The 24,529-nt window shown below is 61.8% G+C and carries 25 protein-coding genes; 17 read left to right on the top strand and 8 right to left on the bottom strand.

Features of this window, described 5'->3' with window-relative positions:
- Positions 1-8: 8 nt before the first annotated feature.
- The gene (locus FXY94_RS10370; protein WP_016665004.1) at positions 9-422 is read right to left on the bottom strand and encodes a metallopeptidase family protein; all 414 of its coding nucleotides are present in this window, start codon (positions 420-422) and stop codon (positions 9-11) included.
- 58 nt (positions 423-480) lie between these two features.
- On the opposite strand from FXY94_RS10370, the gene FXY94_RS10365 reads away from it, so the two are divergent.
- The 8 genes from FXY94_RS10365 (at position 481) to secA (ending at position 11,209) form a co-directional block, all read left to right on the top strand.
- The gene (locus tag FXY94_RS10365; protein WP_034373948.1) at positions 481-858 is read left to right on the top strand and encodes a DUF3499 domain-containing protein; all 378 of its coding nucleotides are present in this window, start codon (positions 481-483) and stop codon (positions 856-858) included.
- Positions 848-2,518, top strand: a complete 1,671-nt coding sequence (locus tag FXY94_RS10360; RefSeq protein WP_016665002.1) for a phosphohexomutase domain-containing protein — start codon at positions 848-850, stop codon at positions 2,516-2,518. The genes FXY94_RS10365 and FXY94_RS10360 overlap by 11 nt, the downstream gene beginning before the upstream one ends.
- A gap of 39 nt (positions 2,519-2,557) precedes the next feature.
- A complete protein-coding gene (mtrA, locus tag FXY94_RS10355; protein ID WP_016665001.1) occupies positions 2,558-3,238 on the top strand; it encodes an MtrAB system response regulator MtrA in 681 nt (226 codons plus the stop codon).
- Positions 3,231-4,853, top strand: a complete 1,623-nt coding sequence (mtrB, locus tag FXY94_RS10350; RefSeq protein ID WP_051120667.1) for an MtrAB system histidine kinase MtrB — start codon at positions 3,231-3,233, stop codon at positions 4,851-4,853. The genes mtrA and mtrB overlap by 8 nt, the downstream gene beginning before the upstream one ends.
- Complete coding sequence (locus FXY94_RS10345) at positions 4,850-6,553, top strand: LpqB family beta-propeller domain-containing protein (protein WP_016664999.1); 1,704 nt, start codon at positions 4,850-4,852, stop codon at positions 6,551-6,553. The genes mtrB and FXY94_RS10345 overlap by 4 nt, the downstream gene beginning before the upstream one ends.
- 110 nt (positions 6,554-6,663) lie before the next feature.
- Complete coding sequence (locus tag FXY94_RS10340; RefSeq protein ID WP_040386598.1) at positions 6,664-7,416, top strand: ComF family protein; 753 nt, start codon at positions 6,664-6,666, stop codon at positions 7,414-7,416.
- Positions 7,417-7,568: 152 nt separating this feature from the next.
- Complete coding sequence (gene hpf, locus FXY94_RS10335) at positions 7,569-8,213, top strand: ribosome hibernation-promoting factor, HPF/YfiA family (protein ID WP_016664997.1); 645 nt, start codon at positions 7,569-7,571, stop codon at positions 8,211-8,213.
- A 206-nt stretch (positions 8,214-8,419) separates the two neighbouring features.
- Positions 8,420-11,209: a preprotein translocase subunit SecA gene (gene secA, locus FXY94_RS10330; RefSeq protein ID WP_016664996.1), complete on the top strand. Its 2,790-nt coding sequence runs from the start codon at positions 8,420-8,422 to the stop codon at positions 11,207-11,209.
- 33 nt (positions 11,210-11,242) lie between these two features.
- Here the strand turns inward: secA and FXY94_RS10325 are convergent, their stop codons facing one another.
- The gene (locus FXY94_RS10325; RefSeq protein ID WP_016664995.1) at positions 11,243-11,632 is read right to left on the bottom strand and encodes an Rv3235 family protein; all 390 of its coding nucleotides are present in this window, start codon (positions 11,630-11,632) and stop codon (positions 11,243-11,245) included.
- Positions 11,633-11,665: 33 nt separating this feature from the next.
- The gene (locus FXY94_RS10320; RefSeq protein ID WP_016664994.1) at positions 11,666-12,610 is read right to left on the bottom strand and encodes a LysM peptidoglycan-binding domain-containing protein; all 945 of its coding nucleotides are present in this window, start codon (positions 12,608-12,610) and stop codon (positions 11,666-11,668) included.
- Between the two features lie 203 nt (positions 12,611-12,813).
- On the opposite strand from FXY94_RS10320, the gene FXY94_RS10875 reads away from it, so the two are divergent.
- Positions 12,814-13,353 carry a hypothetical protein gene (locus FXY94_RS10875; RefSeq protein WP_040386597.1) on the top strand — a complete coding sequence of 180 codons (540 nt, stop codon included), beginning with the start codon at positions 12,814-12,816 and terminating at the stop codon, positions 13,351-13,353.
- 2 nt (positions 13,354-13,355) lie between these two features.
- Here the strand turns inward: FXY94_RS10875 and FXY94_RS10310 are convergent, their stop codons facing one another.
- Positions 13,356-13,589, bottom strand: a complete 234-nt coding sequence (locus FXY94_RS10310) for a helix-turn-helix domain-containing protein (protein ID WP_034373922.1) — start codon at positions 13,587-13,589, stop codon at positions 13,356-13,358.
- 190 nt (positions 13,590-13,779) lie between these two features.
- On the opposite strand from FXY94_RS10310, the gene FXY94_RS10305 reads away from it, so the two are divergent.
- Genes FXY94_RS10305 through FXY94_RS10295 form a run of 3 tightly spaced genes read left to right on the top strand, consistent with a single transcriptional unit; the run spans position 13,780 to position 16,078 of the window.
- A complete protein-coding gene (locus tag FXY94_RS10305) occupies positions 13,780-14,409 on the top strand; it encodes an SAF domain-containing protein (protein ID WP_016664991.1) in 630 nt (209 codons plus the stop codon).
- Positions 14,406-15,593 carry an AAA family ATPase gene (locus tag FXY94_RS10300; protein WP_016664990.1) on the top strand — a complete coding sequence of 396 codons (1,188 nt, stop codon included), beginning with the start codon at positions 14,406-14,408 and terminating at the stop codon, positions 15,591-15,593. Before FXY94_RS10305 ends, FXY94_RS10300 begins: the two co-directional genes overlap by 4 nt.
- Positions 15,594-15,631: 38 nt before the next feature.
- Positions 15,632-16,078, top strand: coding sequence for a hypothetical protein (locus FXY94_RS10295; protein ID WP_016664989.1), 447 nt, complete (start codon positions 15,632-15,634; stop codon positions 16,076-16,078).
- Here FXY94_RS10295 and FXY94_RS10290 read toward each other — a convergent pair.
- A complete protein-coding gene (locus FXY94_RS10290) occupies positions 16,075-16,578 on the bottom strand; it encodes a DUF2505 domain-containing protein (RefSeq protein ID WP_016664988.1) in 504 nt (167 codons plus the stop codon). The two genes, FXY94_RS10295 and FXY94_RS10290, sit on opposite strands and share 4 nt — an antisense overlap.
- Positions 16,579-16,681: 103 nt before the next feature.
- Between FXY94_RS10290 and FXY94_RS10285 the strand changes: the two genes are divergently transcribed.
- Positions 16,682-18,187 (top strand): sensor histidine kinase, encoded by a 1,506-nt coding sequence (locus FXY94_RS10285; RefSeq protein ID WP_016664987.1) that lies wholly within the window; start codon positions 16,682-16,684, stop codon positions 18,185-18,187.
- Between the two features lie 97 nt (positions 18,188-18,284).
- Here FXY94_RS10285 and FXY94_RS10280 read toward each other — a convergent pair whose 3' ends face one another.
- Positions 18,285-18,533 (bottom strand): WhiB family transcriptional regulator, encoded by a 249-nt coding sequence (locus FXY94_RS10280; protein WP_016664986.1) that lies wholly within the window; start codon positions 18,531-18,533, stop codon positions 18,285-18,287.
- Between the two features lie 248 nt (positions 18,534-18,781).
- Here FXY94_RS10280 and FXY94_RS10275 point away from each other — a divergent pair, with 248 nt between their 5' ends.
- Positions 18,782-19,216, top strand: a complete 435-nt coding sequence (locus FXY94_RS10275; protein WP_016664985.1) for a hypothetical protein — start codon at positions 18,782-18,784, stop codon at positions 19,214-19,216.
- A 13-nt stretch (positions 19,217-19,229) separates the two neighbouring features.
- Here the strand turns inward: FXY94_RS10275 and FXY94_RS10270 are convergent, their stop codons facing one another.
- Together FXY94_RS10270 and FXY94_RS10265 are read right to left on the bottom strand one after the other, a co-directional pair.
- Positions 19,230-19,955: an SOS response-associated peptidase gene (locus tag FXY94_RS10270; RefSeq protein WP_016664984.1), complete on the bottom strand. Its 726-nt coding sequence runs from the start codon at positions 19,953-19,955 to the stop codon at positions 19,230-19,232.
- Between the two features lie 14 nt (positions 19,956-19,969).
- Entirely contained in the window at positions 19,970-21,184 is a 1,215-nt protein-coding gene (locus FXY94_RS10265) for a YihY/virulence factor BrkB family protein (RefSeq protein ID WP_016664983.1), read from the bottom strand.
- A 236-nt stretch (positions 21,185-21,420) separates the two neighbouring features.
- On the opposite strand from FXY94_RS10265, the gene FXY94_RS10260 reads away from it, so the two are divergent.
- From FXY94_RS10260 to FXY94_RS10250, 3 genes are read left to right on the top strand one after another with little or no spacing between them, the layout of a single operon-like run.
- Positions 21,421-22,644, top strand: a complete 1,224-nt coding sequence (locus FXY94_RS10260; protein ID WP_016664982.1) for a CpaF family protein — start codon at positions 21,421-21,423, stop codon at positions 22,642-22,644.
- Complete coding sequence (locus FXY94_RS10255; protein ID WP_016664981.1) at positions 22,641-23,519, top strand: type II secretion system F family protein; 879 nt, start codon at positions 22,641-22,643, stop codon at positions 23,517-23,519. The genes FXY94_RS10260 and FXY94_RS10255 overlap by 4 nt, the downstream gene beginning before the upstream one ends.
- Positions 23,516-24,472, top strand: coding sequence for a type II secretion system F family protein (locus FXY94_RS10250; RefSeq protein ID WP_016664980.1), 957 nt, complete (start codon positions 23,516-23,518; stop codon positions 24,470-24,472). Before FXY94_RS10255 ends, FXY94_RS10250 begins: the two co-directional genes overlap by 4 nt.
- The last annotated feature ends 57 nt before the right edge of the window (positions 24,473-24,529 follow it).

The following is a 24,529-nucleotide window of genomic DNA, read 5'->3' as shown; positions in this document are numbered from 1 at the left end:
GGGGCGTCTCACGCGGCCCACGGGTCGATTTCGTCGACTCGCTTCCCGAGGGCAACCGCAACGTTCTCCAGTACAACGACATAGATGAGCTCGGCGAGTTCCTCGCGGTTGCCAGCGCGGGATTCGATCGCACGCCGATACAGGACGATCCGTGGACGCGTGCGGCGGTCGCCCGGGAAATAGCGGCCGAGTGGAGGAGCGTGAAGGGCGGAAGTATCGAGCGGAACCTCTTCGATGAGGACTTGCAAGTACTCGAGTTTTGCGTACCTCTCGTAGAGCGGCCCCATCGCCTCGGCAACGAGTGCATCGAAGCGGTCGCTCGGCGTGGCAAAACCCGGAAGATGCGAGGGAATGAGATCGCCGCGGAACCCGCGCCCATGCCGATCTCGGCGACGCAGCCGGGCGTTTCGTGTGAAAGCCATGCCATAAGCCTACGCGTGGCGGCCGCGTCGAGTGGTTCACGAGCCATCGGGCCGTAAGATGGACGTCGTGTCTGCCCGTTCATGCTCCAAATCCTCATGTTCCCAACCTGCCGTTGCGACGCTCACTTTCGTGTACGCGGACTCGACCGCAGTCATTGGCCCGCTCTCGCGCGAAAGCGAACCGCACACCTACGACCTGTGCGCGAGCCACGCCGCTTCGTTCACGGCGCCCAGGGGTTGGACAGTCGTGACGGCTCCGGCGCCGCTTGAGCCCGAAGATGATGTGCTCGCACTTGCGCGCGCCCTCGCTGACGAACCAGAAGCCAAGCCGAGCTATGAAGACGTAGGCCACAGGGCAGGCACACAGGCGTCGGACCCCCGGCCCCAAGGGCGAAGGCGGCTCACCCTCGTGAAGGATGAGAGCGATGAGCGCTGAGGGCGAGCGAGATCATGCAGCGGCTCTCGAAGCGATAGTCGGCAGCTACGACATTCGCGGCGTTGCCTACGAAACTCTGACGCCAGAAATTGCAGGTGCGCTGGGGGCGGCCTTTGCCGACTTTCTCGATGCCGGCGACATCATCGTCGCGCACGACATGCGAATCTCGAGCCCTGACCTCGCCGAGGCATTCGCGCGCGGAGCGGTGAGGCGCGGCTCAACGGTCGCGTTCGCGGGCCTGAGCTCGACGGATCAGCTCTATTGCGCGAGCGGACTCTTCGCCGCGGCGGGCGCGCAGGTGACGGCATCGCACAATCCGGCGCGCGACAACGGCATCAAAATGTGTCGTGCGTATGCGAAGCCCGTGGGGAGGGCAAATGGCCTGTTGGAGGTGCGCGACGGTGCGCACGCATACCTGGATAGAGGTTCCATTCCTGTTCGCGAGGGCGGTCGCATTGAGCGCCTCGATATGCTCGACGACTACATCGACACCATGCTGCGGCTTGCGCCGCTTGAGGGCACGCGACAACTGAGGGTTGTGGTCGATGCGGCTAACGCGATGGCAGGGCACACGGTCCCCGCGCTTGCGAAGCGCCTTCCCACCGTGGAGATTATTCCGCTCTTCTTCGAACTCGACGGAACGTTCCCACATCACGAGGCAAACCCTCTCGACCCCGCGAACCTGAGGGACCTGCAAAACGCGGTGCGCGAGAACGGGGCAGATCTTGGCCTTGCGTTCGATGGCGATGCCGATCGCTGCATCGTCGTGGATGAGCGAGGTGAGATCGTTCCCCCGTCGGCGGTGACCGCAATGATCGCGGAGGCCGAGATTGCGCGTTCAATGCTCGACGGTCGCTCGCGTCCGGTCGTGATCGGCAATGCCGTGTCGAGTCGAGCGGTCCGGGAGGTAGTGGAGGCCTCAGGCGGCGAGTTCGTCCGCACGAAGGTAGGCCACTCGATCATCAAACAAGAAATGGCGGATCGCGACGCGGTTTTTGGAGGCGAGCACTCCGCCCACTACTACTTCAGGGAGTTTTTCTTCGCTGATTCAGGGATGCTCGCGGCGCTTCATGTGCTCGGTGCACTGGAGCGAAGTGGTGCACAATCCTTGAGCTCGCTCTTGGAGCGCTACTCGCCTTATGCGGCAAGCGGTGAAATAAACTCTCGAGTCGACGAACCGGTGAACGAGATCCTCGAACGCGTTGCGCGAGTTTTTGTCGAGCGCGGTGCGCGACGCGACGACCTCGACGGTGTGACGCTCACCCACTGGGATGAAGCGGCTGATCCACGTGAGCAGTGGTGGCTTTCGGTTCGGCCATCGGGGACCGAGCCGCTCGTGCGGCTTAACGTCGAAGCTGCTGAGGAGGCGACCATGCAGCACCTGCGAGATTTCGCGCTCGCGCTCGTGCGCGGTGAGGCGGAGGTACTCGGCGAGGTTGCCCCGCACGGCGAAGGCGAAAAGGAGAGCAACATGTCGCCAGATGAACGGAACCTAGAGGGGATGGACTGGGTTGGCAGCCTCGTGCGCTGCCCCGAGTGCCACGCGAGTCTTGACCTCGGAAAAGGACTGATCGTCTGCGAGTCGTGTGGGTGCCGCTACGAGCGAGAGTGCGGTATTCCCATGCTCCTGTCGCGAGACGTTTCAAGCATTCGCGACTAACAAATTTCCACTGTTACTGGTTTCTGGCAGGATAACGGCATGAGCACACCCCCTAGGATCCTTGCGATTGACGATGACGCGGCCATCGCCGAGATGGTCTCGATTCTGCTCGAAGGGCGAGGCTACAGCGTTGTTACGGCCCCCAACGGGCGTGAGGGCCTCGCCATTCTCGAGCGTGAAAACATCGATCTCGTTCTCCTCGACCTCATGCTTCCCGTGATGGACGGCATCGAGATCTGTCGGCACATTCGCGAGAGCTCAAACGTTCCGATCATCATGCTCACGGCACGTACCGAGACCGAGAAAGTGGTCGAGGGGCTTGAGGCAGGTGCCGACGACTACCTGACGAAACCCTTTGAGCCCGAAGAACTCGTTGCGCGCATCCGTGCCCGTGTGCGCCGCGCGCCTCATGGCGAGGCTGAGGTTCTTACCCTCGGCGACCTTGAGATCAACGTTGATCGCCATCAGGTCATCAGGAACGGCGAGACGATTCGACTCACCCCGATGGAGTTTGGGTTGCTCTTGCAAATGACGCGTCATCCCTCGCAGGTATTTAGCCGAGAGGAGCTTTTGCGCGAAGTGTGGGGCTATCAGCATTCGAAGGATACGCGGCTCGTGAACGTTCATGTGCAGCGCCTGCGTTCGAAGATCGAAATTGACCCCGACAATCCGCGCTTGATTGTGACGGTTCGCGGCGTGGGCTACCGCGCGGGTGAGTAGTCTTCGCGAGCGCTTCTTCCCCCCGGCTGTAGCGGATGAGTCACAGATCAGTTCGCGAAGCGCGGGGCGTGTCCGCTTTCGCGATTTCTCGACATGGCCGATCGCCGCGCGCGCGGTTTTCGCGACGATGCTCTTGTCGGTCCTCGCGATCCTCGTGGTCGAAACGTTCCTCTCCACGGCGATTTCTGACGCTCTTTACGAGCTCAGACGCGATCGGTCGCTTGAACAGTCCGAGGCGTTGCGTAGCGCGCTCGTGAGCGACCTCGAGCCTCTCGTGGGCACGTCGGTGAACGAGCGCCAGGACGTGATCATTTCGTTTATGGAGGGGGCGACCGTCGGGGATCCGAAGGTCTTTAAAGGACTTGCGGTGATACCGATGGGGAGTACCGCGGGCGAGGCAGTGACGAACAACGGGGCGCTCACGGCGTTTGTGAGCGAAAAGTTCGAGCGCGAGCTCGACGCCGCGAGTGACCAATTCGTGTACCGCAGCATTGAGTACGTCGAACGTGGAGACTCCGGACCCGCGATTCTCGTGGGAGCGACGATCGATGTTCCCGGAGCGGGCCGCTACAGGCTTCTCATGCTGTACTCCGTCAATCAGGAGCAAGAGACGCTCGACCGCGTGAACACAATTCTTGTGATTGGCGGCGCTGTTCTCGTGCTGCTTTTCTTCCTCGTGTCCCTCGCGATCTCGCGGATCGTGACGACACCACTCAAACGCGCCGCGCGGGCCGTCGACCACATTTCGGAAAATGACCTGGATTATCGCCTCGCGATTCAAGGCGGCGATGACCTTGCGCGAATGGGGACGAGCTTTAACAACATGGCGGCTTCGCTCCAATCCACGATTACCGAGCTCGTCGAGCTTTCGGAGCTTGAAAAGCGTTTCGTCTCAGACGTCTCTCACGAACTTCGCACACCATTCACGACGATCAAGATGGCCGCCTCAATGCTCGAGATGGAAAAGGACTCCTTCAGCCCCTCGGGTAAGCGCAGCCTCGAACTGTTGGAGGAACAGGTGACGCGTTTCGAGTCGCTCATTGCGGACCTTCTCGAAATTTCTCGGCACGAGGCCGGAACCGTGGAGCTCGAGGCTAAACCAACATCGCTGGAGGGGCTTGTCGACGATGTCGTTGAGCAACTCGAGCCGATCGCCACCGAGTACGCAGCCGATATCCGCGTACAGCACTTGAGCGTGGATACCGTCGGCGACATGGATTCGAGGCGCATCGAGCGCATCGTGCGAAACCTCCTGACCAACGCGATCGAACACGGTGCAGGTGGTGTGATCGATGTGCGTACGGCTTCGCGGGGTTCGACTCTTGCGCTCACTGTGCAGGATTTTGGCGCAGGCCTTAGCCCGGAAGAAGCGACCCGTGTCTTCGATCGTTTTTGGCGTGCGGCGCCGTCGCGCACGCACACCCTCGGGGGAACGGGGTTGGGCCTCGCCATTGCACACGAGGACGCCGAGGCTCACGGGGGGCTTCTTGAGGCATGGGGCGTCAAGGGGGAGACCGCCGTGTTTCGATTGCTGCTCCCGCGCAGTCCCGGGGCGAAGCTAACCGCCTCGCCGCTCGCGCTCGTGCGGTCGGCGGAGAAGGGAGAAGCCGAATGAACAATCACTTTTCTCTCTCCCGCGATGTGTCGCGGCGTGCCGTGCTCGGCGGGGCAGGAGCCGCTGTGCTTGCGGGGTGCGCCCGCATCCCCAATTCCTCGGACATCCACACGGCGCCGGTGAGGGGAATCGGTCTCGGCGCGCAGGGTAATGCCGCGGTGGCGCCCCCGGATCAGGGGGCGACAAAGATCGACATCGTGCGCGGTTTCCTTGCGGCTCATCTTGGCGTCGACGACGGTAACCGCATTGCTCGCGAATACCTGGCGGGGAATGCGCGCGAGGCATGGAATCCTTCGACGGCGATTGAATTCGCCGAGTCGGAGGGGCTCGTGTTTCAGGAGCGAGAGGGGAACGCGGTCGCGGTCACGGTGCCGGTCGTCTCTAAGGTTTCGGCTACGGGCGCACGCACCACGAATCTCGAGGCTACACGGGAACTGGCGCAATTTCGGCTCACCGAGGTCGATGGCGAATGGAGAATCGCGGAGGCTCCCGATGCGCTCGTTCTGGGGGCGGAGGACTTCGCCCGGTTGTACGAGCCCGTCAACGTGTACTTCGTTGCGAATGCAGGAAACATGCTCGTGGCGGATCCTCGATGGTTTATGCGTCAAACGACGTTCGCCTCCGCGTTCAATCGGCTTGCACTTGGGCCGGCTCCCTACCTCAAGGGGGCCGTGCGTTCCGCACTTCATGAAGGCATCGTGATTGCCTCGAGCGCGCTGTCAAGAAATGAGGCGGGGGATCTCTTGGTGCAGACGCCGGTCTCGGTCCTCGAACTGCCCGAGAGTGAACGGGCGCTCGCACTGGCCCAAATTTCCGAGACGCTTCGGAGTGTCAAGCGCGTGTCGTCGGTCGTCTTCATGAACGGTCGCGAAAAGGTTTCTGTTGCGCCGGAGACCTACCCGATGAAGGCATCGGTGGGACACAGGCTCTACGGATCGGGCGACAGCGGCATCATCTCTCTTGCCAGTGACACGGGAGGGGCATCGCTCGTACCCGCTTTCGCGTCCGAGACCGTGCGCTGTGGACGCGTGAGTTTACGCGGCCGTTACGCAAGTGCCGTGAGCCTTGATCGACGCGAACTTCTCGTTTCAGCGCTGACAACCAAGGCCGAAGTTCGCCGGGAAACATTCGGTGAAGCCCTCTGCAGCCCAAGTATCGACCAGTTTGGATACGCCTGGACGATGCCGGAGGCTGGAGGGCCGGAGCTTCTCGCGGTCCACCCCGATCCTGAGCGCGCCGTGCGAAAGTTTGCTGTGGTGTGGGAGTCGACCGAGGACGTTGCCTTCACGTCGATGTCCACAGACGGGGTGCGTTTCGCTATCGCGCATGGGGTGCCGGGAGCCCTGACCTTGAGCATTATGGGAATTGTGAGGGAGCCCGACGGTACCCCGACGGGTCTTGCGGAACCACTTCAGGTGAGCGTTGCCCTCGACAGTGTTCAGGGCATCGCGTGGTACTCCGAGGAATCGATCCTCCTGTGGGGCGCGTCGGGTGCGAGCGCCATGCCTGTTGCCATCGCGTGGAGCTTGCGCACGGGATTCGAGCAGGTGAGTGAGCTTCGTGAGAACACGACGTCCGTTGCCGGCTCGTCCGAAGCACGGCTGCTGTTTGTCGGCAACGACGACGGGCAGGTCGTCGAGAGAACCGTGGACTCGTGGGCGCACATCGACGCTCGTGGGCGGGATATCGCCCTTTATTAGTGCGGCAGTGCTTGCCCGGTAGCCGTCGGAACGCCCTCCACAGCGACGTTCCATCCTCAGCATGCCGAGGAGATTCATCAGCTGACCGAGAAACACGGTCGAATGGAGCCATGAGACGACGCATCACCTCGGCGCTCGCGCGCACCCTTGCATGGGCACGTCACACTCTCGTGCCGTTTTCGTGTGCGTGCGGAGAACCAGGGCTTCACATGTGTGATGAATGTGCGAGTGCCCTCTCGAGTGGTGCTATCCGCGTGGAAAGCGTATGCGAAGAGGTCTGCGAGGCACGGCCAAGTGCCGACGGCCGCGAGATCGAAGCGCTGCCGATGTTTCCCGTGGTCACTCTCGCCGAGTATGAGGGGCGCGCGAAGAGCCTTGTCCTCGACTACAAAAACGGAGGGCACTTCGCGCTCGCCCGATACTTCGGTCCTCTCCTTGCAGATGCCCTCGCCGAGTTCGCGGAGCGATGCGCCCACAGGCATATCCTCGTCGCGGTACCCTCGCGCAGCGAAGCAGTGCGGCGCAGGGGAGAGGATCACATGCGGCTCCTCGCCGAACACGTGAGCGCACACGCGCGGGTGCGCCTAGCCCCGGCGTTGCGACTCAGTGGACCGAGCCAACACTCGCAAACGAAGCGCGAGAGGGCGGGCGGGCGAGGCCGCGTGATCGGGCCGAGGAGAAGCGACGAATGGGAGGGGCTGCGCGGCGTTTCGGCGGTCATCCTTGATGACGTTGTCACGACAGGCACAACTCTGAAAAAGACAAGCGATGCTCTCGCAGGACTTGGGGTGCACACCTGCGCGGCACTGACGCTCGCGTCTGCGAGGGTTCCGCGCACACACGTTCCCAGTCTACTCGTGTGATCTGCGGTACGTTTTCAGTCAGAAGCCTCATAATTGAGAGACCACAAAGCGGCAGGGACGCCGCGAACCTCGTGAGGAGGAGGTGAACCACCCACCCGTAGAACCGGGCGGATCGTGGCCGCCCACGCACTTCTCAACTCTGGAGGATTTCCATGGATATCAATGTTGTTGGCCGCAAAATGGACGTTTCCGAACGCTTCCAGCGTCACCTTGAGGACAAGCTCAGCAAGGTCCCCCAACTAGCGCCAAGCGCAATGCGAGTGGACGTTGAAGTTTCGTCCGAAAAGAACCCGCGCCGCGCCGACGAAAGCGAACGCGTTGAGCTCACGGTCCATGACGAGGGTCAGATCATCCGCTCCGAAGCACGCTCCGGGGACCTGTACTCTGCACTCGACCTCGCTCTTGACAAGCTTCATGAACGTCTCCGCCGCCTCGCGGACAGGCGAAAGGACCGGCACCGTGGCCGCTCCAAGGGACATGGCGCTGATACCGAGACGCTCCGCAAGATGCAGGCTGACGCGGACCGGATCGAAGAGCTTTTCGCCAAGGCCGAGTCAGGACCACGCGAGGAGAATGATGACAGCGACGCGGAGGCACCCGACGACCCCGCACTTGATTCGCCCATCGTCATTCGCGAAAAGAAGCACAAGGCCACGCCGATGAGTATCTACGACGCCCTCTACCAGATGGAGCTCGTCGGCCACGACTTCTACCTTTTCATTGATGAGGAAACCGCCAACCCGAAAGTGGTGTACCGCCGCAAAGGATGGAACTACGGCGTTATCGAATTGGAATAATTGTGACCCGCCGCGAAAAATCCAGCTAAGTTGCGGTTTTTCCGGTGTGTGATGCCTTACTCCAGGGGGTCCGGGCGCTCAAGTAGCGCGCGGACCCCCTTTGCCACGTAGACTGGCACGGTTCGCGCTGTTATCCGCAAGGAAACCGCGCCGTGAGTGTTCCGCACGCGCGCGTGCATGACGAGATCCTCTAAGGGAGTTTTCCAGTGGCCAAGCTTTTCGACGTCATCCTTCGTGCCGGTGAAGGCCGCGAGCGTAAACGCCTCGCCGACATCGCTCAACGTGTCGATGATATCGAGGAAGGCTTCCTCGAACTCACCGACGATGAACTTCGAGAAGAGACGGAAAAGTTCAAGAAGCGCCTCGCCGACGGCGAAACGCTCGACGACATCCTGATCGAAGCCTTCGCGACTGTTCGCGAAGCCGCACGCCGCACACTCGGCCAGCGCGCCTACCCCGTGCAGCTCATGGGCGGCGCTGCCCTCCACCGCGGCGAGATCGCCGAAATGAAGACCGGTGAAGGCAAGACCCTCGTCGCGACCCTGCCCGCATACCTCAATGCGCTCGCCGGCAAAGGCGTCCATATCGTGACGGTCAACGACTACCTCGCGAAGTACCAGGGTGACATCATGGGCCGCGTATTTCGTATGCTCGGCCTCACAACCGGCGTGATCGTCTCCGGCCAGGATCCCGCGGAGCGCCGCAAGCAGTACGCCGCCGACATCACCTACGGCACGAACAACGAATTCGGGTTCGACTATCTGCGCGACAATATGGCGCACTCGGTCAGCGACAAAGTGCAACGCGGCCACTTCTTCGCCATTGTCGACGAGGTTGACTCAATCCTTATCGATGAGGCCCGCACGCCCCTCATCATTTCCGGCCCGGCCACGGGTGATGTGAACAAGTGGTTCGCTGAGTTCGCGCGCGTCGCAACTAAGCTCAAGCGCGACCGTGACTACGAAGTCGACGAAAAGAAGCGCACCGTCGGCATTCTGGAGCCGGGGATCGACCTCGTCGAAGACCAGCTCGGCATCGACAATCTCTACGAGTCGCTCAATACCCCGCTCATTGGCTTCCTCAACAACGCCATTAAGGCCAAGGAGCTCTTCAAGCGCGACAAGGACTACGTCGTCATGGACGGCGAGGTCATGATCGTCGATGAGCACACGGGCCGCATTCTTTCTGGTCGCCGCTACAACGAAGGCGTCCACCAGGCGATCGAAGCCAAGGAGGGCGTCGCGATCAAAGCCGAGAACCAGACGCTCGCGACGATCACCCTCCAGAACTACTTCAAGCTCTACGACAAGCTCGCGGGCATGACCGGTACCGCCGAAACTGAGGCTGCCGAGTTCATGGGCACCTACAAGCTTGGTGTTGTCCCGATTCCCACGAACCTTCCTCTTCAGCGCATCGATCAGATGGACCAGATCTATCGCACGGAGAAGGCGAAGTACCGCGCGGTCGTCGCCGATATCGAGGAGCGCCATAAGAAAGGCCAGCCGGTTCTCGTTGGCACAGTGAGCGTGGAAAAGTCCGAGTACCTTTCCGCGCTGCTCAAGAAGAAGGGCATCCCTCACAACGTCCTCAATGCTAAGAACAACGAGGGCGAGGCTGCCGTTGTCGCGATGGCGGGCCGCAAGGGAGCCGTCACAGTCGCGACCAACATGGCCGGCCGAGGCACCGACATCATGCTCGGCGGAAACGTCGAGTTCATGGCGCATAAGGAACTCGAGAACCGCGGTCTCAGTGCTGAGGAACAGCCCGAGGAATACGAGGCGGCGTGGGACGACGCGCTCGAGAAAGCCCGCGAACAGGTCGCCAAGGAACACGATGAGGTTGTCGACCTCGGTGGTCTCTACGTTCTTGGCACGGAGCGCCACGAGTCCCGCCGTATCGATAACCAGTTGCGCGGCCGTTCGGGCCGCCAGGGAGACCCCGGCGAGTCCCGCTTCTACCTGTCACTTCAGGACGATCTCGTGCGTCGCTTCTCGCAGGGGCGTGCCGAACAGATTCTTGAGCGCGGAGGCGTTGACGAGGACACGCCGTTGACGGGCAGGATCGTGACAGGGTCGATCCAAGGCGCGCAAAAGCGTATCGAGGCGCAGAATTTCGAGATTCGTAAGAATGTCGTGAAGTACGACGACGTTTTGACGAAGCAGCGTGCCCGCGTGTACGAGGACCGCAACCGCATTCTCGAAGGTGAGGATCTCGAAAACTCCATCACTGGCTACATCGACGACGTCGTGGGAGCGCTCGTGCGTAACGCGACCGCCGGCAAGAGCGCCGAGGACTTCGAACTCGAGGAGCTTTGGGGCTCGCTCAAAGCGCTCTACCCCGCCTCCATCACGGCCGAGGATGTCGTTGAGGAAGTTGGAGGCAAGGAAAACCTCACGGCAAAGCGTCTTGAGCGTGAGATCCGCTCGGACATCGCGATTGCCTATGAAAAGCGTGAAGACGAGCTTGGAGAAGCAGCGATGCGCCAGCTTGAGCGCCGCGTACTCCTTTCGGTGATCGATCGGCGCTGGCGCGAGCACCTCTACGAGATGGACTACCTCAAGGAGGGAATCGGTCTTCGCGCTATGGCCCAGCGAGATCCGGTTGTTGAGTATGCGCGCGAGGGCTTCCTGATGTACAACGACATGGTCGCTGGCATCAAGGAAGACGTCGTGGGGTACCTGTTCAATCTTGATGTCAAGGTGCAGCAAGCACCCAGCAAAGGGCAGGTTCCCGAGAAGGTCGCAAAGCTCGTGCGCGAAGCTGCCGCTCAGGCAAAGGCTGTGCCGGGTGGGGCGAAAGCCGGGTCTGGGACCGCGAACCAAGCCGGCGACTCCGAGGGCATCGAGATCGCGGCGAAAGGCCTTGGCGAAGGGCCGAAGGTTGAGGACTTCTCCTACAGCTCCGCTGAGGGCGAAGCAGCCACCGAGCGGCCGCTCTCGCGTGCCGAGCGTCGCCGCAAGGAGCGCGAGGAGCGTAAACGCACGAAGAACAACTGACCTTCGCCGTCGGTTAAAGCCTGCTGACGTGCGTTAGCCGAGTTCGAGAGTTGTGATTTTCCAGCCGGAACGCTTCTTCTCCCACCTCATGCACACGAACCTGGGGCGAAGGGAGTCTCGCACGACCGAGTTCGCCTCGATCACGCTGTCGCTGACTTGACATATGTGCACACCGCCGACACTCACGCGTGGGGCGACTTTGATGCCAGCAGTGTGCCGGTAGGCGTTGACGCAGGAGACGCGTTTGGCGAAGTTTTCCTGTTCTTGCGGAACGAGAACTTTGCTTAGCGACGTGATGGGGCGATAGCCGTTGAGTACCTCAAGTGCTTGACGCGAGACTGCCTCGACGAGCCTGCGTGCCTTGATGTCGTCGTCGAATGGGGTTTCGATGCGCGGTGACGGGGAATGAGGATTGGTGAGCATGGCGTGAATCTTTCTGCGTGGTGCGGCTAGCGATCAAAGGTTGAAGTTTTGGCCGGGGAAGATTAGATCGACGTCGTCGATTTCGGGATTGAGCGCGGCGATTCTCTCGATTTCGCGAACGATAGCTCCGTTGGTGGGGCGTTCACCGTTGAGGCTGGTGAGATGGCGCTTTGCGATCGTCCATAGCGTGTCGCCCTGCTTCACTGTGTAGGTATCGCTCGAACGTGGCGCCGTTGCGGTGCGAGCGGCGGTAGGAGCCGGAGATGCGTTTTCTTGCTCGATAGCGTTTGGGGCAGCCGCTGGCGCTGGGAGGGCCTGCGAGGCGCCGCTGTACGCCATCGATTGCGAAGGTGTGGGCTCCGCGGTCGTCTCTAGGCTTGGGATGATGCCCGAGTCTGCCTCTCGTGGAGCCCAACCGAGGGTGGTGACGTCGGATAAAGGGATGCCTTCACTATTGCCGATAGCCTCCACGGGGTTGTCTCTTTCCCCCGAATCGGAGGCGTGCGGAGTGGCTGTGGCAGACGGGGGCGTTGGTGCGGCATCGGCGAGAGCCCGTGTGGGGTCGCCAAGGGAGAGGGCTGTTGCCGAGATCCCAAGTGCGACGACCGCGAGGCGCGCGGCTCGCGGAGACCAGAGGCGTAGAGCCTTGAGAGCGAATGTGCGGCGAGAGGAGTGCCTGGGCGCGGTGAGCGCGCACGAGATGAGAATCCAGGTCACGCTTAAGTGCGCGGTGAGCGCGGCGAGCCCTCCGGCGCCTAACGCGAAGACCGAGAGCGCGAATTTTCTGGTGCCTTCGCTCGAGTGAGCGCTATGCAGCGCGAAGGTGAGTGCACCGACAGCGGCGACGCTCGCGATGAGCCACGCGAGCGCCTTGGCGAAGGCGCGAGTTTTTCGAATTGCGACGGGTGCCAATGTGGAGAGCTCGGTGGACTGGAAGCTCTCTGCGCGATGGCTGTGTGCGGTCAACGTCGTGGTCACAGTGTTCCCCCTATGCGTGAGTGCGACTGCTCGCGCGCAGAAACGTCGAAGCTTTGCTGAAGCAGCGGAAAGCCTCTCGGGAGTACTGAGCACGTACGCACCATTTGATGCAGTTTGATGAACTTTGATGTTCATGAAGGATGTTATGTGCTTTTTGGTGGATGTGCAAGAGGTCACTGTGGAGAGTGCGATACCTTGTCGCCATGAGTGCCGATGACCGTCTCGAGGATCTCGATCGCTGGCTCGAGCGAGAGCGCCTTGAACGCATTCGCCAAGACGCGCAGGAGCTCGCCGAAGCAGAGCGTGCGGAGGTGGGACTCCTCGACCGAATCGCGGGGACCGCGGGGCAGGCTGTGACGATAAGTCTTTGCTCAGGTCGGGCATACGAGGGGCGCATGCGACGTGTCGGCCGCGATTGGATCGAGCTCGATGCTCTCCACCCCTCGCGCACAATGATCGTGAACGCGGCGAAAGTCGCGTGGGTGAGTGGCGCTCTTGGTCGGGTGCGACCCGGTGACGAGCGGCGACCGCGGCTAGGGCTGCGCAGTGCTGTGCAAGAAATGGCCGAAACTGGGCGTCGTGCAGTGATCGTGACGGTGGCCGGGGACCTTACCGGGGTGGTGGCGCGAGTTTTCGCAGATCACTGCGAGATCAGGGCGGTCGCAGGGGCCGACGCTTCCAGGCGGACGCAGAGCGTTATTTCCGTGCCGTTTTCCTCGCTCGAAGCTATCTGGGTCGTTTAGTTCTATCGCGTGCGCTCGGCGGTGCGGGCGCTGTTGTGCGCATGAATTTCCGCTTCGGTCTCGGCGTAGGCGCGATCGACGAACGCGCGTAACTCTGCCTCTTCAACGCGCCACTGGCCGCGCCCTCCAAGTTTGATTGCGCGCAGACTTCCGCTCCGCACAAGCGAGTAGGCCTGCGGTTTTTCGATCGCGAGGATCTCGCACACCTCATCGAGCGTGTAGAAGTGCATTGGCATGGTGCTCCTCGGTCAACTTGGCTCTCCACTATTTTTGCATGAACAGTCATCCGGATTAGCGACCCTGTGGATAAGTGTCGACGGGTTGGTGCCCCGGCAGTTGTCCACATTTGGAAAAACCGCTCGCATGCTGCCACGACTGTCGTTATGCTCGTCGTGAACTACGTGGTTCACGAACATTGGGGGGTCAATGGGGGAGCGCACGCGCTTTCGACGCATCAGAAAGAATCCATACCGCGATACCCGCTTGCTTACGGGCGCTGCACTCGTGTTAGGTAGCACTCTCGTCGGGGGCCTGGCATTCACGATGGTGTCCTCGAGCGAAGACGTTCTTGTCGCGACAACCGATATCGCCGAGGGTGACGTGCTCACACCCGAACAATTTACGGTGGCCGAGGTCCGCATGGGGGAGAGTCGTGAGCACTACGTGCACAAAGCCGCCTCGATCGCAGAGGGAAGCGTTGCCCGTGAAAGCATCGCGCGAGGAGAGCTTCTACCCCGCAGCGCCGTCGGGCAAGCGGCAGATTCATCGATGCGTCCCGTTACCATTCAGGTCGATCAGCCAGTTACGTCTTCGCTCAAAAAGGGTGCACTGGTTGACGTGTGGGCTTCCGGTGGTGAGGATGCAGCCAATTCGACGATCCTCGTGGAGGGCGCCGTCGTCCGTGGCGTTGATGAGGGCGGCGGGCTCAGTGGGCGCGGCTCGCGAGTTGAGGTCCTCATCCCCTCCGCACACGTGGCAAGCGTGCTCGATGCACTCGGAACAAAGCGCAACCTCTATGTTGTCGAAGCGCCGGGGCTTTTTGAGGATTCCGAATGATCGACATCCTCGTGTGCGCGTCGGGTGCCGACGAAGTTCAGCTGGTTTCGACCATCGCGCAGCGACTTTCCACTCGTTGCCGTGTGCTTAGGCGGTGCGTTGACCTTACGGAGCTTCTTGCTCTCACACGAGCCGAACTCGGCGATGTTCTCCTTCTCGATGTTGATGTTGCGGGGCTTTCGCGTGAAATCGTCCACGAGATCAGGCGTGGGGGAACCGGCGTCATTGCCGTGACGTCTCAGTCGAGCCGCACCGATCCTGCGACACTTGGAATCACCCTCGAAGTGCACGGCGGAATCGATGCCGATGAGCTCTACGACTTGCTCTTGCACGCGGGGCTCGAAACACAGGACCCCGATCACTCTACGTGGACCCAAGAGCCAAGCACCGACGAGGCGGCCTCTCCAATGCTGACCGTATGGGGCCCCGAAGGCGCCCCCGGGCGCTCCTTCGTCGCCGCACATCTTGCGCACGAACTGTCGCTTCTCAGAGGCGAGAGCATTCTCATCGATGCCGACACCTACGGTCCGTGCCAATCACAGATTTTCGGCGTCCTTGATGAAGTGCCCGGGCTCGTCGCCGCATGTCGAGCAAGCGATAAAGGCGCGCTCACAGCCGAGCTTGTCCTCCAGTATTCTCCGCTCGTAAGCGAAGACCTCCACCTCCTCAGCGGAATAGGCGTCCCGTCGCGTTACATCGAGGTCTACGACAATGCCCTCGAAGCGGTATGTGGAAAAGCTCGAGAGGCGACGAACACCGTCGTCGTTGATGTCGCCGCGCCACTGGACCACGAGGGCAGCGGGGGTGACTTCGGGGCTCAGCAACGCAATGGCACCACGCGAACCGCGCTTGCGTCGGCTTCACACCTGATCGCCGTTGTGGCCGCTGATCCCATTAGCGTGACGCGCTTTGTGCGTGAAGCTCCCCAGGTCATGGAGCTCGCGCGGAATCCCGTGACCGTCGTCGTCAACAAACTCGACTCAAGCGTGACGCTCGCGAGCATCGAGCGGACTCTTCGCGCGCGCCTCGATTTTGATACGTGCCTCGCCCTCCCGCTCGATGCCGCGGTAGCCTCTCGCGCGAGGTGGGACGGCGTCCTCCTGTCAGAGTCTGCACCGAAATCGAAACTTCGGCAGGCGCTCACGCGGCTCGCCACTCACGTCGACCAGAATCTTCTTCGGTAGTCTTGAGGCCTCAGCTGTTACTAGCCAAGGAGAGGCACATGCGCGTGTTCTGCCCTGTGGATGCGCTCGCGGGAGATACGAGCGTTCTCGATATGACGGTCCCGACGTTCGACCTTCCCGCAGGCGCGCGGGTGTGGGGTGTGCCGGCCTCGGCGACTAAGGGGCTCGCTGGTGATGAAGCCGAAGAGCGCGAATTCGAGGCGATGTGTGAATGCATCCTGTCCCTCGCCCACGCGCACAGAAGCGAGGGCCGGATTGCGATCGCAGCGTTTGACCTTCCCGATCGCGCACTCGAGAGCGACGCCTCGGCCGACGTTGGCGAGTGGTCGCACCTCCTTAAGAGCGAGGCGATAACGGTGCCGCTACGGGCCTATCTCATCACCCAGAATTCGGCCGCTGAGGTTGCCGACGACCCCTACGCTCCCGATGTGTTGTGGTTCGACGCGAGCGAAGCCAGCGCCGTCAGGGAGTTCCTCGAAGCCTAGCGCTCGTTTGCGAGGACGTCGTTGGCAAATGCTTCCTCGGTGTCGAAGGCATCGCCCGCTGCTTCGAGTGCGGCCTTTTCGATTGCGCCTCCCACGAGGGGAATTTTTACGCTGAGGTTTGCCTCGATGCTCATGCGCGAGCCGTCGCCGCTGCCGCTGAGAGTAAAGTCCGCCGAAAGGTCGACCGGAAGAGAGGCGACCGTCGCGCGTAGGCGCCCCGTCCGGGAGCCGCCGTCGGGAGCGTCCCAGTCATGCACGATGGTCACGTCGAGGCGCCCGGGCAGGAAACGGCTGAACTTGTCGTGGCCGATCTGCTCGCGTGGCACAGTCGCCTGGATCGTCGTGGTGAAGGCGCCGTCGGGATTGCCCTGGACATCCACGTGCGTATCGTTCACGCCGAGCCTTCGCGCACGCTCAGCTGCGTGCTCACTGCTCGCGTAGAAGCGTGCGACGCGCTCGACGCTCGCGCTGTAGTCGATGGTGTCGTGGAGTGTTTTCACTGTCGTCTCCTCACATCTGGTGTTGACCTAAGACTAGCGGCGCGCGGCGAGACGAGCGTGTGCGCGGTGCCGGACTCAAGCCGTGAGGCAGTAGGCTTGAGATATGGCTCCCACCGTGAACAACGTGCTTACCTATGACGATGAAACGCCGAGGCCCGAGGTTGAGTGGCTCCAGCTTCTCCTCGGTGATTGGCAGGTCGTCTCGGACCTGCTGGGTTCCGATCTCGTGCTGTGGGTGCCGCGCGAAGAGGGGATGTGCGCGACCGCGCATTCACGCCCGGCCAATGGCAGTACGGTGTATTTCGAGGACCCGATCTCGAGTGTCTACACGCGTGAGGATTGGCCCGAGCTACTCGCGGCCTATGACAATGCGGGAGCAGGCGTCGACGATGTCGACACATTCGTGACGGTCGAGCGCGAGTCTCGCCCCGCATTCGTGCGCTTTGCCCCCGTTCGTCGCAAGGGCGTGGTCCTCGCGATCGTGTCGATCGAATCGTTTACATCGCCCGCCGATGCGCGACTCGCCGCCGCGGAAGTGGAGCAGCATCGGCTTGGCCGAGAATTGCTGCTCATGATGGGGGAGGGGGCGTTCCCCATTAAAGGGGCGCCCGTTCCGCCCCGCCGAGGGGCTCCCCGTGTGGGTGATGGTTGGGTGTCGGTCGATAGCGAAGGCGTCGTAAAGGCCGCCTCTCCGAACGCACTTTCCGCCTTCCACCGCTGCGGGATGCAGGGAGACATGGTGGGGTCTCTCCTCGCGGAGCTCGCGACCGCCGATCTGCAATCTCGAATTCCCGTCGATGAGTCGCTTCCACTGGTGTTGACGGGGCGCGCTGCGTGGCGCGTCGACATGCAGGCAAAAGGCGGGATCCTGTCACTGCGCGCGATCCCGATCACGCGCCGGGGGCAGCGAACGGAGGCCATCATTCTCGTACGCGACGTGACCGAGGTGCGCCGTCGCGAAAAAGAGTTGATGACTAAGGATGCGACGATCCGCGAGGTTCATCATCGCGTCAAGAACAATTTGCAAACGGTCGCTGCGCTTTTGCGCTTGCAATCGAGGCGCATGAAGTCCGACGAGGCGAAGGACGCGTTACTTGAGGCGATGAGGCGCGTCTCGACGATCGCACTGGTTCACGAATCCCTCCTGCAGGGCAGCGAAGAGACCGTTTTGCTTGACGACGTGATCGATCGCTGCCTGCGCCTCGCGGTCGATGCCGCCTCGGCAACGGTGCATGACGGTGACCACGCGAGCGGCATCGGGCAGGTTACGGTCACGACTCACAAGGTTGGCAAGGCAGGGCTCGTACGCGCGGAGGAGGCGACCCCGCTGGCGCTTGTCTTGACGGAGCTCGCCACGAATGCCGTCGAACACGGACTTTCGGAAACCGGAGGAAACCTCACGATCACGAGCGAGCGGAGCGGAACCCATCTCGTGATTGACGTCGACGACGACGGCAAAGGGATGCCCAGCAGGCCCGAGGGACTCGGCACGAACATCGCGCAAACACTCGTGCAGGGGGAGCTTGGTGGCGTTCTCACCTGGGAGAATAGGCCCGACGGTGGCACGCGCGCCACGATTGATGTGTATCTCGACCCGATCTCACGCTAAGGAGTGGGGAGGGCAAGTCCAGAGTTGACGCGGCTGTACCTCGCGGCAGTAACGCCGCTGGATACGGTTCGAAAAATACGCCTGTGTGTAGTGGCCGTTAGGCGACGCGTCGCGCTCGCGCGGTGCGGCGCTTAAGCGAGCGGCGCTCATCTTCGGAAAGGCCGCCCCACACGCCGGAATCCTGGCCGGATTCGAGCGCGAACTTCAAGCAGATGTTCATGACCTCGCAGCGTTGGCACACGGCCTTGGCTTCCTGGATCTGGGTGATCGCCGGTCCCGTATTCCCGATGGGGAAGAAAAGCTCGGGATCTTCGGTGAGGCATGCAGCGCGGTGGCGCCAATCCATCGGGTCACTCTCTCTTTCCAGTGCATCGTGACCGTAGTGGGGTCACAATGGCGTGTGGCCCAGTGGGCCTCGACATCAATGCATATCGCCTCTAACACGGTGGTGTCGAAGCGATGTAGTACTCCATTGTTCCTGGCAACGTCGCTAATGGACAAGGATCTAGCGAGAAGATCCCTCGTTATCTTTTCCACACCGCCTGCATCTTGCCAGCGGCGGCCACACGGCGTACCGGGCATTAGGGTGGGGGCATGACTTCCGTTAGCGGTGCCCCCGGTTCCAAGGCGCAATCTCAACGCCCCACGCACCCGCTGCGCCGCGTGAGCGCTGCGCTTCTCGTGGTCGAGGCGCTCCTGCTTCTCGCCGCTGCGCTCTATGCCCTCGTGACGCTCCCCGCTCAGTCCCCGAAACTCTCAACGCTCGCCGTGGGACTCACCGCATGTCTAGGGATCTTCGCCCTGATGGTCGCGCTTGCCGCGCGTTCGCTCATGAAACGCGGTCGCTACGGCGTGAGCTTTGGAGTGACATGGCAGCTTTTTCAGGCGCTGATTGGGGGAAGCCTCATCCGTGGAGGTCTCCTTTGGGCTGGCTTTACTGCGCTCGCCCTCGCGATTGCGCTGTTCGTTCTTCTCATACGCCCTGAGAATCGACCCGATCGCGAGCTCTTTATCGCCGACGAAGACTAAGCCGCCGACGGATCTAGGCAGGCGTCGGATTCTGCCGATCAATGAGGTGGGCGCCCTCGTTCGTCACGTTTCCAACGTCGTTTCCCACTTGGTAGGCTTCAAGCGCTTGAGCTGGGAGCTGCCCTTCAGAGCCATTGATCCAGGTATGGGCGTCGTTCCCCGTTGCGAAAGACTCGAAACCGAGCCAAGTTTCGCGGCTCTCGGGGTTGAGGAAAACGGGCATGCGGGAATGGACTCGTTCGAGTTGTCCCTCGGCCGCTTTCGTAATGATCGTCGCTGTGAGCAGCCATTCGGCTTCTGGCCGCGCAGGATCTTTCCACCATGACACGAGGCCGGCTGCATAGAGGAGTGGGGCGTGCGGATCGTGGAGGTAGTGCGGGTTTTTCCCGTTCGGTCCCGATTGCCATTCGTAGTAGCCGTTCATGGGAACGAGAGCGCGATAGCGGCTAAGGGAGCCGCGAAAACTTGGCTTTTCTCTGAGAGTTTCTCGCCTCGCGTTAAAGGTTTTCGCGGAGAACGAGAGGTCTTTTGCGAACCGTGGGACGAGGCCCCAATGGGCGGTACGCACAGCTCTCGTGAGCGTGCCGGTATCGCGTTCGACCCCCTCGGTCACGACATAGATCGGTGTCGTGGGAGGGATGTTGTAGCGCGCCGCCAGGTGCGGATCGGCGCGATCGAGGGCGCCGATGTCATCGAGAAGCGGCTCGATCTCCTGGAAAAACGCGAAACGCCCGCACATGGCGACGCCGCAGCCTAATCCTGCGCGTCGCGCGCGCTGTCCTCGGTGGTTGAAGCCGCGGGCTCCTCACCCGATGACTCGTCGCTTTCGGAAACGGAGAAGACATCCTCGTCGCCCTTGCGAAGCGCGTCCTCACCCGCGAATGTCGCCGTGTAGTTGCCTTGGTTTTTGTAGAGGTTGCCGACGCGGATTTCGCGACCTTCCTCAACGATCTTGGCGTATTTGAGGTCGGCTTTGGTGGGCGGTTCGGCGCCTCGACTTGGAAGTTCGAAACCGTCCTCGGCGGGCATACCAGCGGCGAGCTGGCGGCCGCGCAAAACCTCGGCGTCAAACGCCGCGCCGAGAATGAGCACGATGCTCACGACCCACAGGACGAACAGGATTGCCATGACGCCACCGATGGCGCCGTAGCTCGAGTAACTCGCCGCGGTCGACATGTAGATGCTGAGGGCAACGAGCGCGAGGGCAATGCCCACGATGGCGAAAATTCCACCCGGCGAGATGAAACGGTACTTGTGCTCAAGGTTCGGTGTCGCCCAGTACAGCAGCGACACGACAGCGAACAAAAGTGCGAGCATGAACGGCCACTTCACCCACGCCCAAATCGGGATAAAGGTGTCGGTGAGGAAGGACAGAAGATCCGGCATCTGGATCGCCGAGAAAATGGGTCCAAAGAGGGAGTCGACCATGCTTTGGTTGAGCAACATGGAAATGAAGAGCAGGAGGATTCCCACGATGAGTGCGGCAGTGACCGCGAGCATCGAGAGGTTGAACTTGACGGGGCCGCGGGTCTCCTCCACCCGGTAAATTTTGTTGGAGGCTCGCGAGAATGCCTTGACGAACGCCGAAGCCGACCACAGGGCGGTCACGATACCGATGATGAGAGCGATCGTGCCTGAGGAGGTCGACCCGAGGAGAGATTTGAGTGTGGATTCGATCGGGCCGCTCAGATCGCCCGAGCCCTTCGCAATGTTCGACTTCGCTACTGCATCGGTAATCAGCCCGACGATTTCGTCTTGGAAACCGCTTAGTACGAGTGCAGCGAGCGAGAAGAGGGCCAGGAGGGATGGGGCGATGGCGAGGACGATGAAGTACGTGAGCTGAGCGGCGAGGTCCGTTCCGCCCGCTCTAGAGAATTCCGTGAGAGTGCGCTTAGCCGCGTACGTCCATTCGGTCTTCGACATCTTTGCTTCGGCCGCGGTATCGCGGGTGGAAAGGCGCGTTGCCATGCGGTCATCCTCTGGGACGGGGAACGGGACGACGCGAGTCTATACGGCCGATCTGCACGTATGCCGCACCGCACACGCACCCGCAGTCTGGATAACCCAGGAATACTTATCCACAATTGCCGAACAGCGTTTCGTGTGCCCTCAAACTCTGGTACAAAGATGACAGAAAGCCCCAGGGGGACGGGGCACGGGGAGCCTTGAGCAGGCGCCACGATTGCATAAGGGGGGGGGAACCCATGCACGACGCACTCGGCATCATCGAGGCCGAAGCTCGCCAAGCGATTCGCGAGCAGGGTCTCGATGCGACATCGTCGTCACTCGATGACCTCATCGCCACAGTCGTCAACGAGTACGACGCCAAAGCTGCCCGTGGTGAAGTCCCTGCGTTGCGTGAGCGCGAGTCGGCCGTGGGGGAAGTGGCCGCACGCATCGGAGGTTTCGGTGCCTTGCAGACGTTCCTCGACGATCCGGAGATCGAAGAAATCTGGATCAACTCGCCGAGCGAAATCTTCGTCCACCGGCACGGCGTCAGCGAATTGACCCCACTCGTGCTTTCGGCCGGCGAAGTTCGCGGGCTCGTCGAACGAATGCTTGCGCAAACGGGTCGCCGCCTTGACCTCAGTACACCATTCGTCGACGCACTTCTCCCCAGCGGTGCGCGCCTTCACGCCGTGATCCCGAATGTCACGCGCAAGCACTGGTCCGTCAACATCCGAAAGTTCATCTCAAAAGCACACTCCCTCGCAGACCTCGTCGCGTTAGGGTCCCTCACGCAGCAAGCTGCCGACTTCCTCGACGCAAGCGTAAAGGCAGGGCTCAACATCATCGTCTCCGGGAGCGTAGGCGCAGGTAAAACGACGATGGTCAGTTGCCTCGGCTCGGCCGTCTACCCGCGCGAAAGGATCGTGACGATCGAGGAAGTATTCGAGCTCAATATCTCGGCACGGGACGTCGTGGGCATGCAGTGCCGGCAGCCGAACCTCGAAGGCGTCGGCGAAATTACGATGCGTCGCCTTGTGAAGGAGGCGCTGCGTATGCGCCCCAGCCGCATAATCGTTGGCGAGGTTCGCGAGGCCGAGTCGCTCGACATGCTCATCGCGCTTAACAGTGGGCTTCCAGGGATGGCCACCATTCACTCCAACTCCGCCCGCGACACGATCGCCAAGCTGTGCACGCTCCCGTTGCTCGCGGGCGAAAATGTCAGCGGCTCGTTCGTGACGCCTACCGTCGCGAACGCAATCGATCTTGTCGTCCACCTCGATCACCTTCACGATGGCACCCGTCGAGTGCGAGAGATCGTCGCTGTTCCGGGGAGAGTCGAAGATTCCGTAGTCGAGCTCGGACACATCTTCGAGTTCCGTCGCGGCCGGCTATGCAGAGGCGACGCATACCCGCCGCACCCCGAACGGTTCGAACGAGCCGGCTTCTCGCTATCGACCCTCCTTGGAGACAAGCGATGATCCCGGGCTTTGCTGCTGGAGCTCTCTTCGGCCTCGGGCTCGTGACGATCTGGTCAGCGTTTTGGCCCCGTGAAGCGAGGAGACCGGTTCGGGTGGGCTCGCGTACCCGTATTGAGCAGCGAATCCGCGACGATTTCGCCCGGATCGGGCTTTCGAACGCACGCCCGCATCACCTTCTTATTGCGTCGGTGCTCACCGGTGGCGTGGCTTTCATCCTCAGTTTAGGGCTCAGCACCGCGATGATCCCGAGCGTCGCTGCAGGGGTCGGCGGAAGCCTTTTCCCCGCATGGGCGCTGCGAGCACTGGCGAGGCGACGGCAAGAAAACCTCCGCGAAGTATGGCCGGAGGTAATCGACCTCGTGGGATCGGCTGTCCGCGCGGGGCTCTCGCTGCCCGAATCTCTTGCCCAACTCGCCGATCGCGGGCCCGAGCAACTGCGTTCGTCATTCGGTGAATTTGCGAGGGAATACCACGCCACCGGCGATTTCTCCTACAGCCTCGATCGACTCAAGGCGCGATTGAGTGACCCTGTTGCGGATCGCATCATCGAGGCACTGCGCATTACGCGAGACGTGGGCGGAACCGATCTCGGTACGCTTCTCCGCACCCTGTCATCGTTCCTTCGTGAAGATGCGCGCGTGCGCTCCGAGCTCGAAGCGAGGCAGAGCTGGACGGTCAACGGGGCGAAGCTCGCCCTAATCGCCCCGTGGGTGGTGCTCGGGCTCATGATTCTGCGTCCCGAAGCCGCAGAGGCCTACGACTCCACCGCCGGCGGCATGCTCATCATCGCTGGTGCGCTCGTGTCGTTCTTCGCTTATCGCCTCATGCTCGCGCTCGCGCGCTTGCCGCAAGACGAGAGGGTGCTGCGCAAATGATCATCCGCGACAATACCCTCACGATCGTCATTTTGGGGTGCACCCTCGGCGCACTTTTCGGCCTTGGCCTCGCTCTCGTGATCCTCGAGAATCCGTGGCGGCGACCTCGGTCAGTTGAAGCTCGCGTCAGTCCTTACATTAAACGGGGCAGCGCACGTGGAGCACTCGGTTTTCTCGAGAACAGTGCACGGGTGTATCCCGTGATTGACGCTAGCGTGGGCCCGTTTCTCGAGAGCGTGCGCGCCTTTGCCGCGCGGGCGCTCGGGAGCCAACGTGAAATCGAGAAGCGTCTTGCGCTCGCGGGCGGCCGGATCACCTATCGCGATTTCAGAATTCAGCAGTTTACCTGGGCGATAGTGGCGTTCGTGGCGAGCGCTGCCCTCGGGATGGGGCTGTTCGCGCTCGAGCGAGCGCCGCTCATTGCGCTCCTCGCACTTGTCGTGATCGCAAGCGTGACCGCACCGCTCGTGCGCGACTACCTCCTCACGAGCGCGATTTCGTCGCGGAAGCAGGCAATGGCGCGCGAATTCCCCACTATTGCCGATCTACTGGCCCTCGCGATTTCAGCAGGGGAAGGGCCAATCGCGGCAATGGAGAGAGTCGCGCGCACCTCTCAGGGAGAGCTTTCGCGGGAACTGGCGATTGCAGTCTCCGAGATCCGCGCGGGAGCGAGTCTCGAGGACGCACTTATCAGTCTTGGGACCCGCTCCCCGCTCGACTCCCTCTCGAGGTTCGCGGAAACCATTGCCGTCGCCCTCGAACGAGGCACCCCACTCGCAGATGTCATGCGCGCGCAAGCGCAAGATGCCCGCGAGCTTTCGAAGCGGACCTTGATGGAGAGCGCAGGGCGGCGCGAGGTGTACATGCTTCTGCCCGTCGTCTTCCTCCTCATGCCGCTCGTCATTGTGTTTGCGGTCTTCCCCGGCATCACCGCACTCCAGGTGGGGCTATGACAAGCATGGCCCCGCATTTTGCAATTTTGGTATCCCACCTCATTCCGAAGGAGAACC

The sequence above is a fragment of the Dermabacter jinjuensis genome (genome assembly GCF_902381725.1).
In the GTDB taxonomy this organism is placed as follows: Bacteria; Actinomycetota; Actinomycetes; order Actinomycetales; family Dermabacteraceae; genus Dermabacter; species Dermabacter hominis.
Note: the sequence above shows the minus strand (reverse complement) of the source record. Positions and strands in the feature narration are given on the sequence as shown.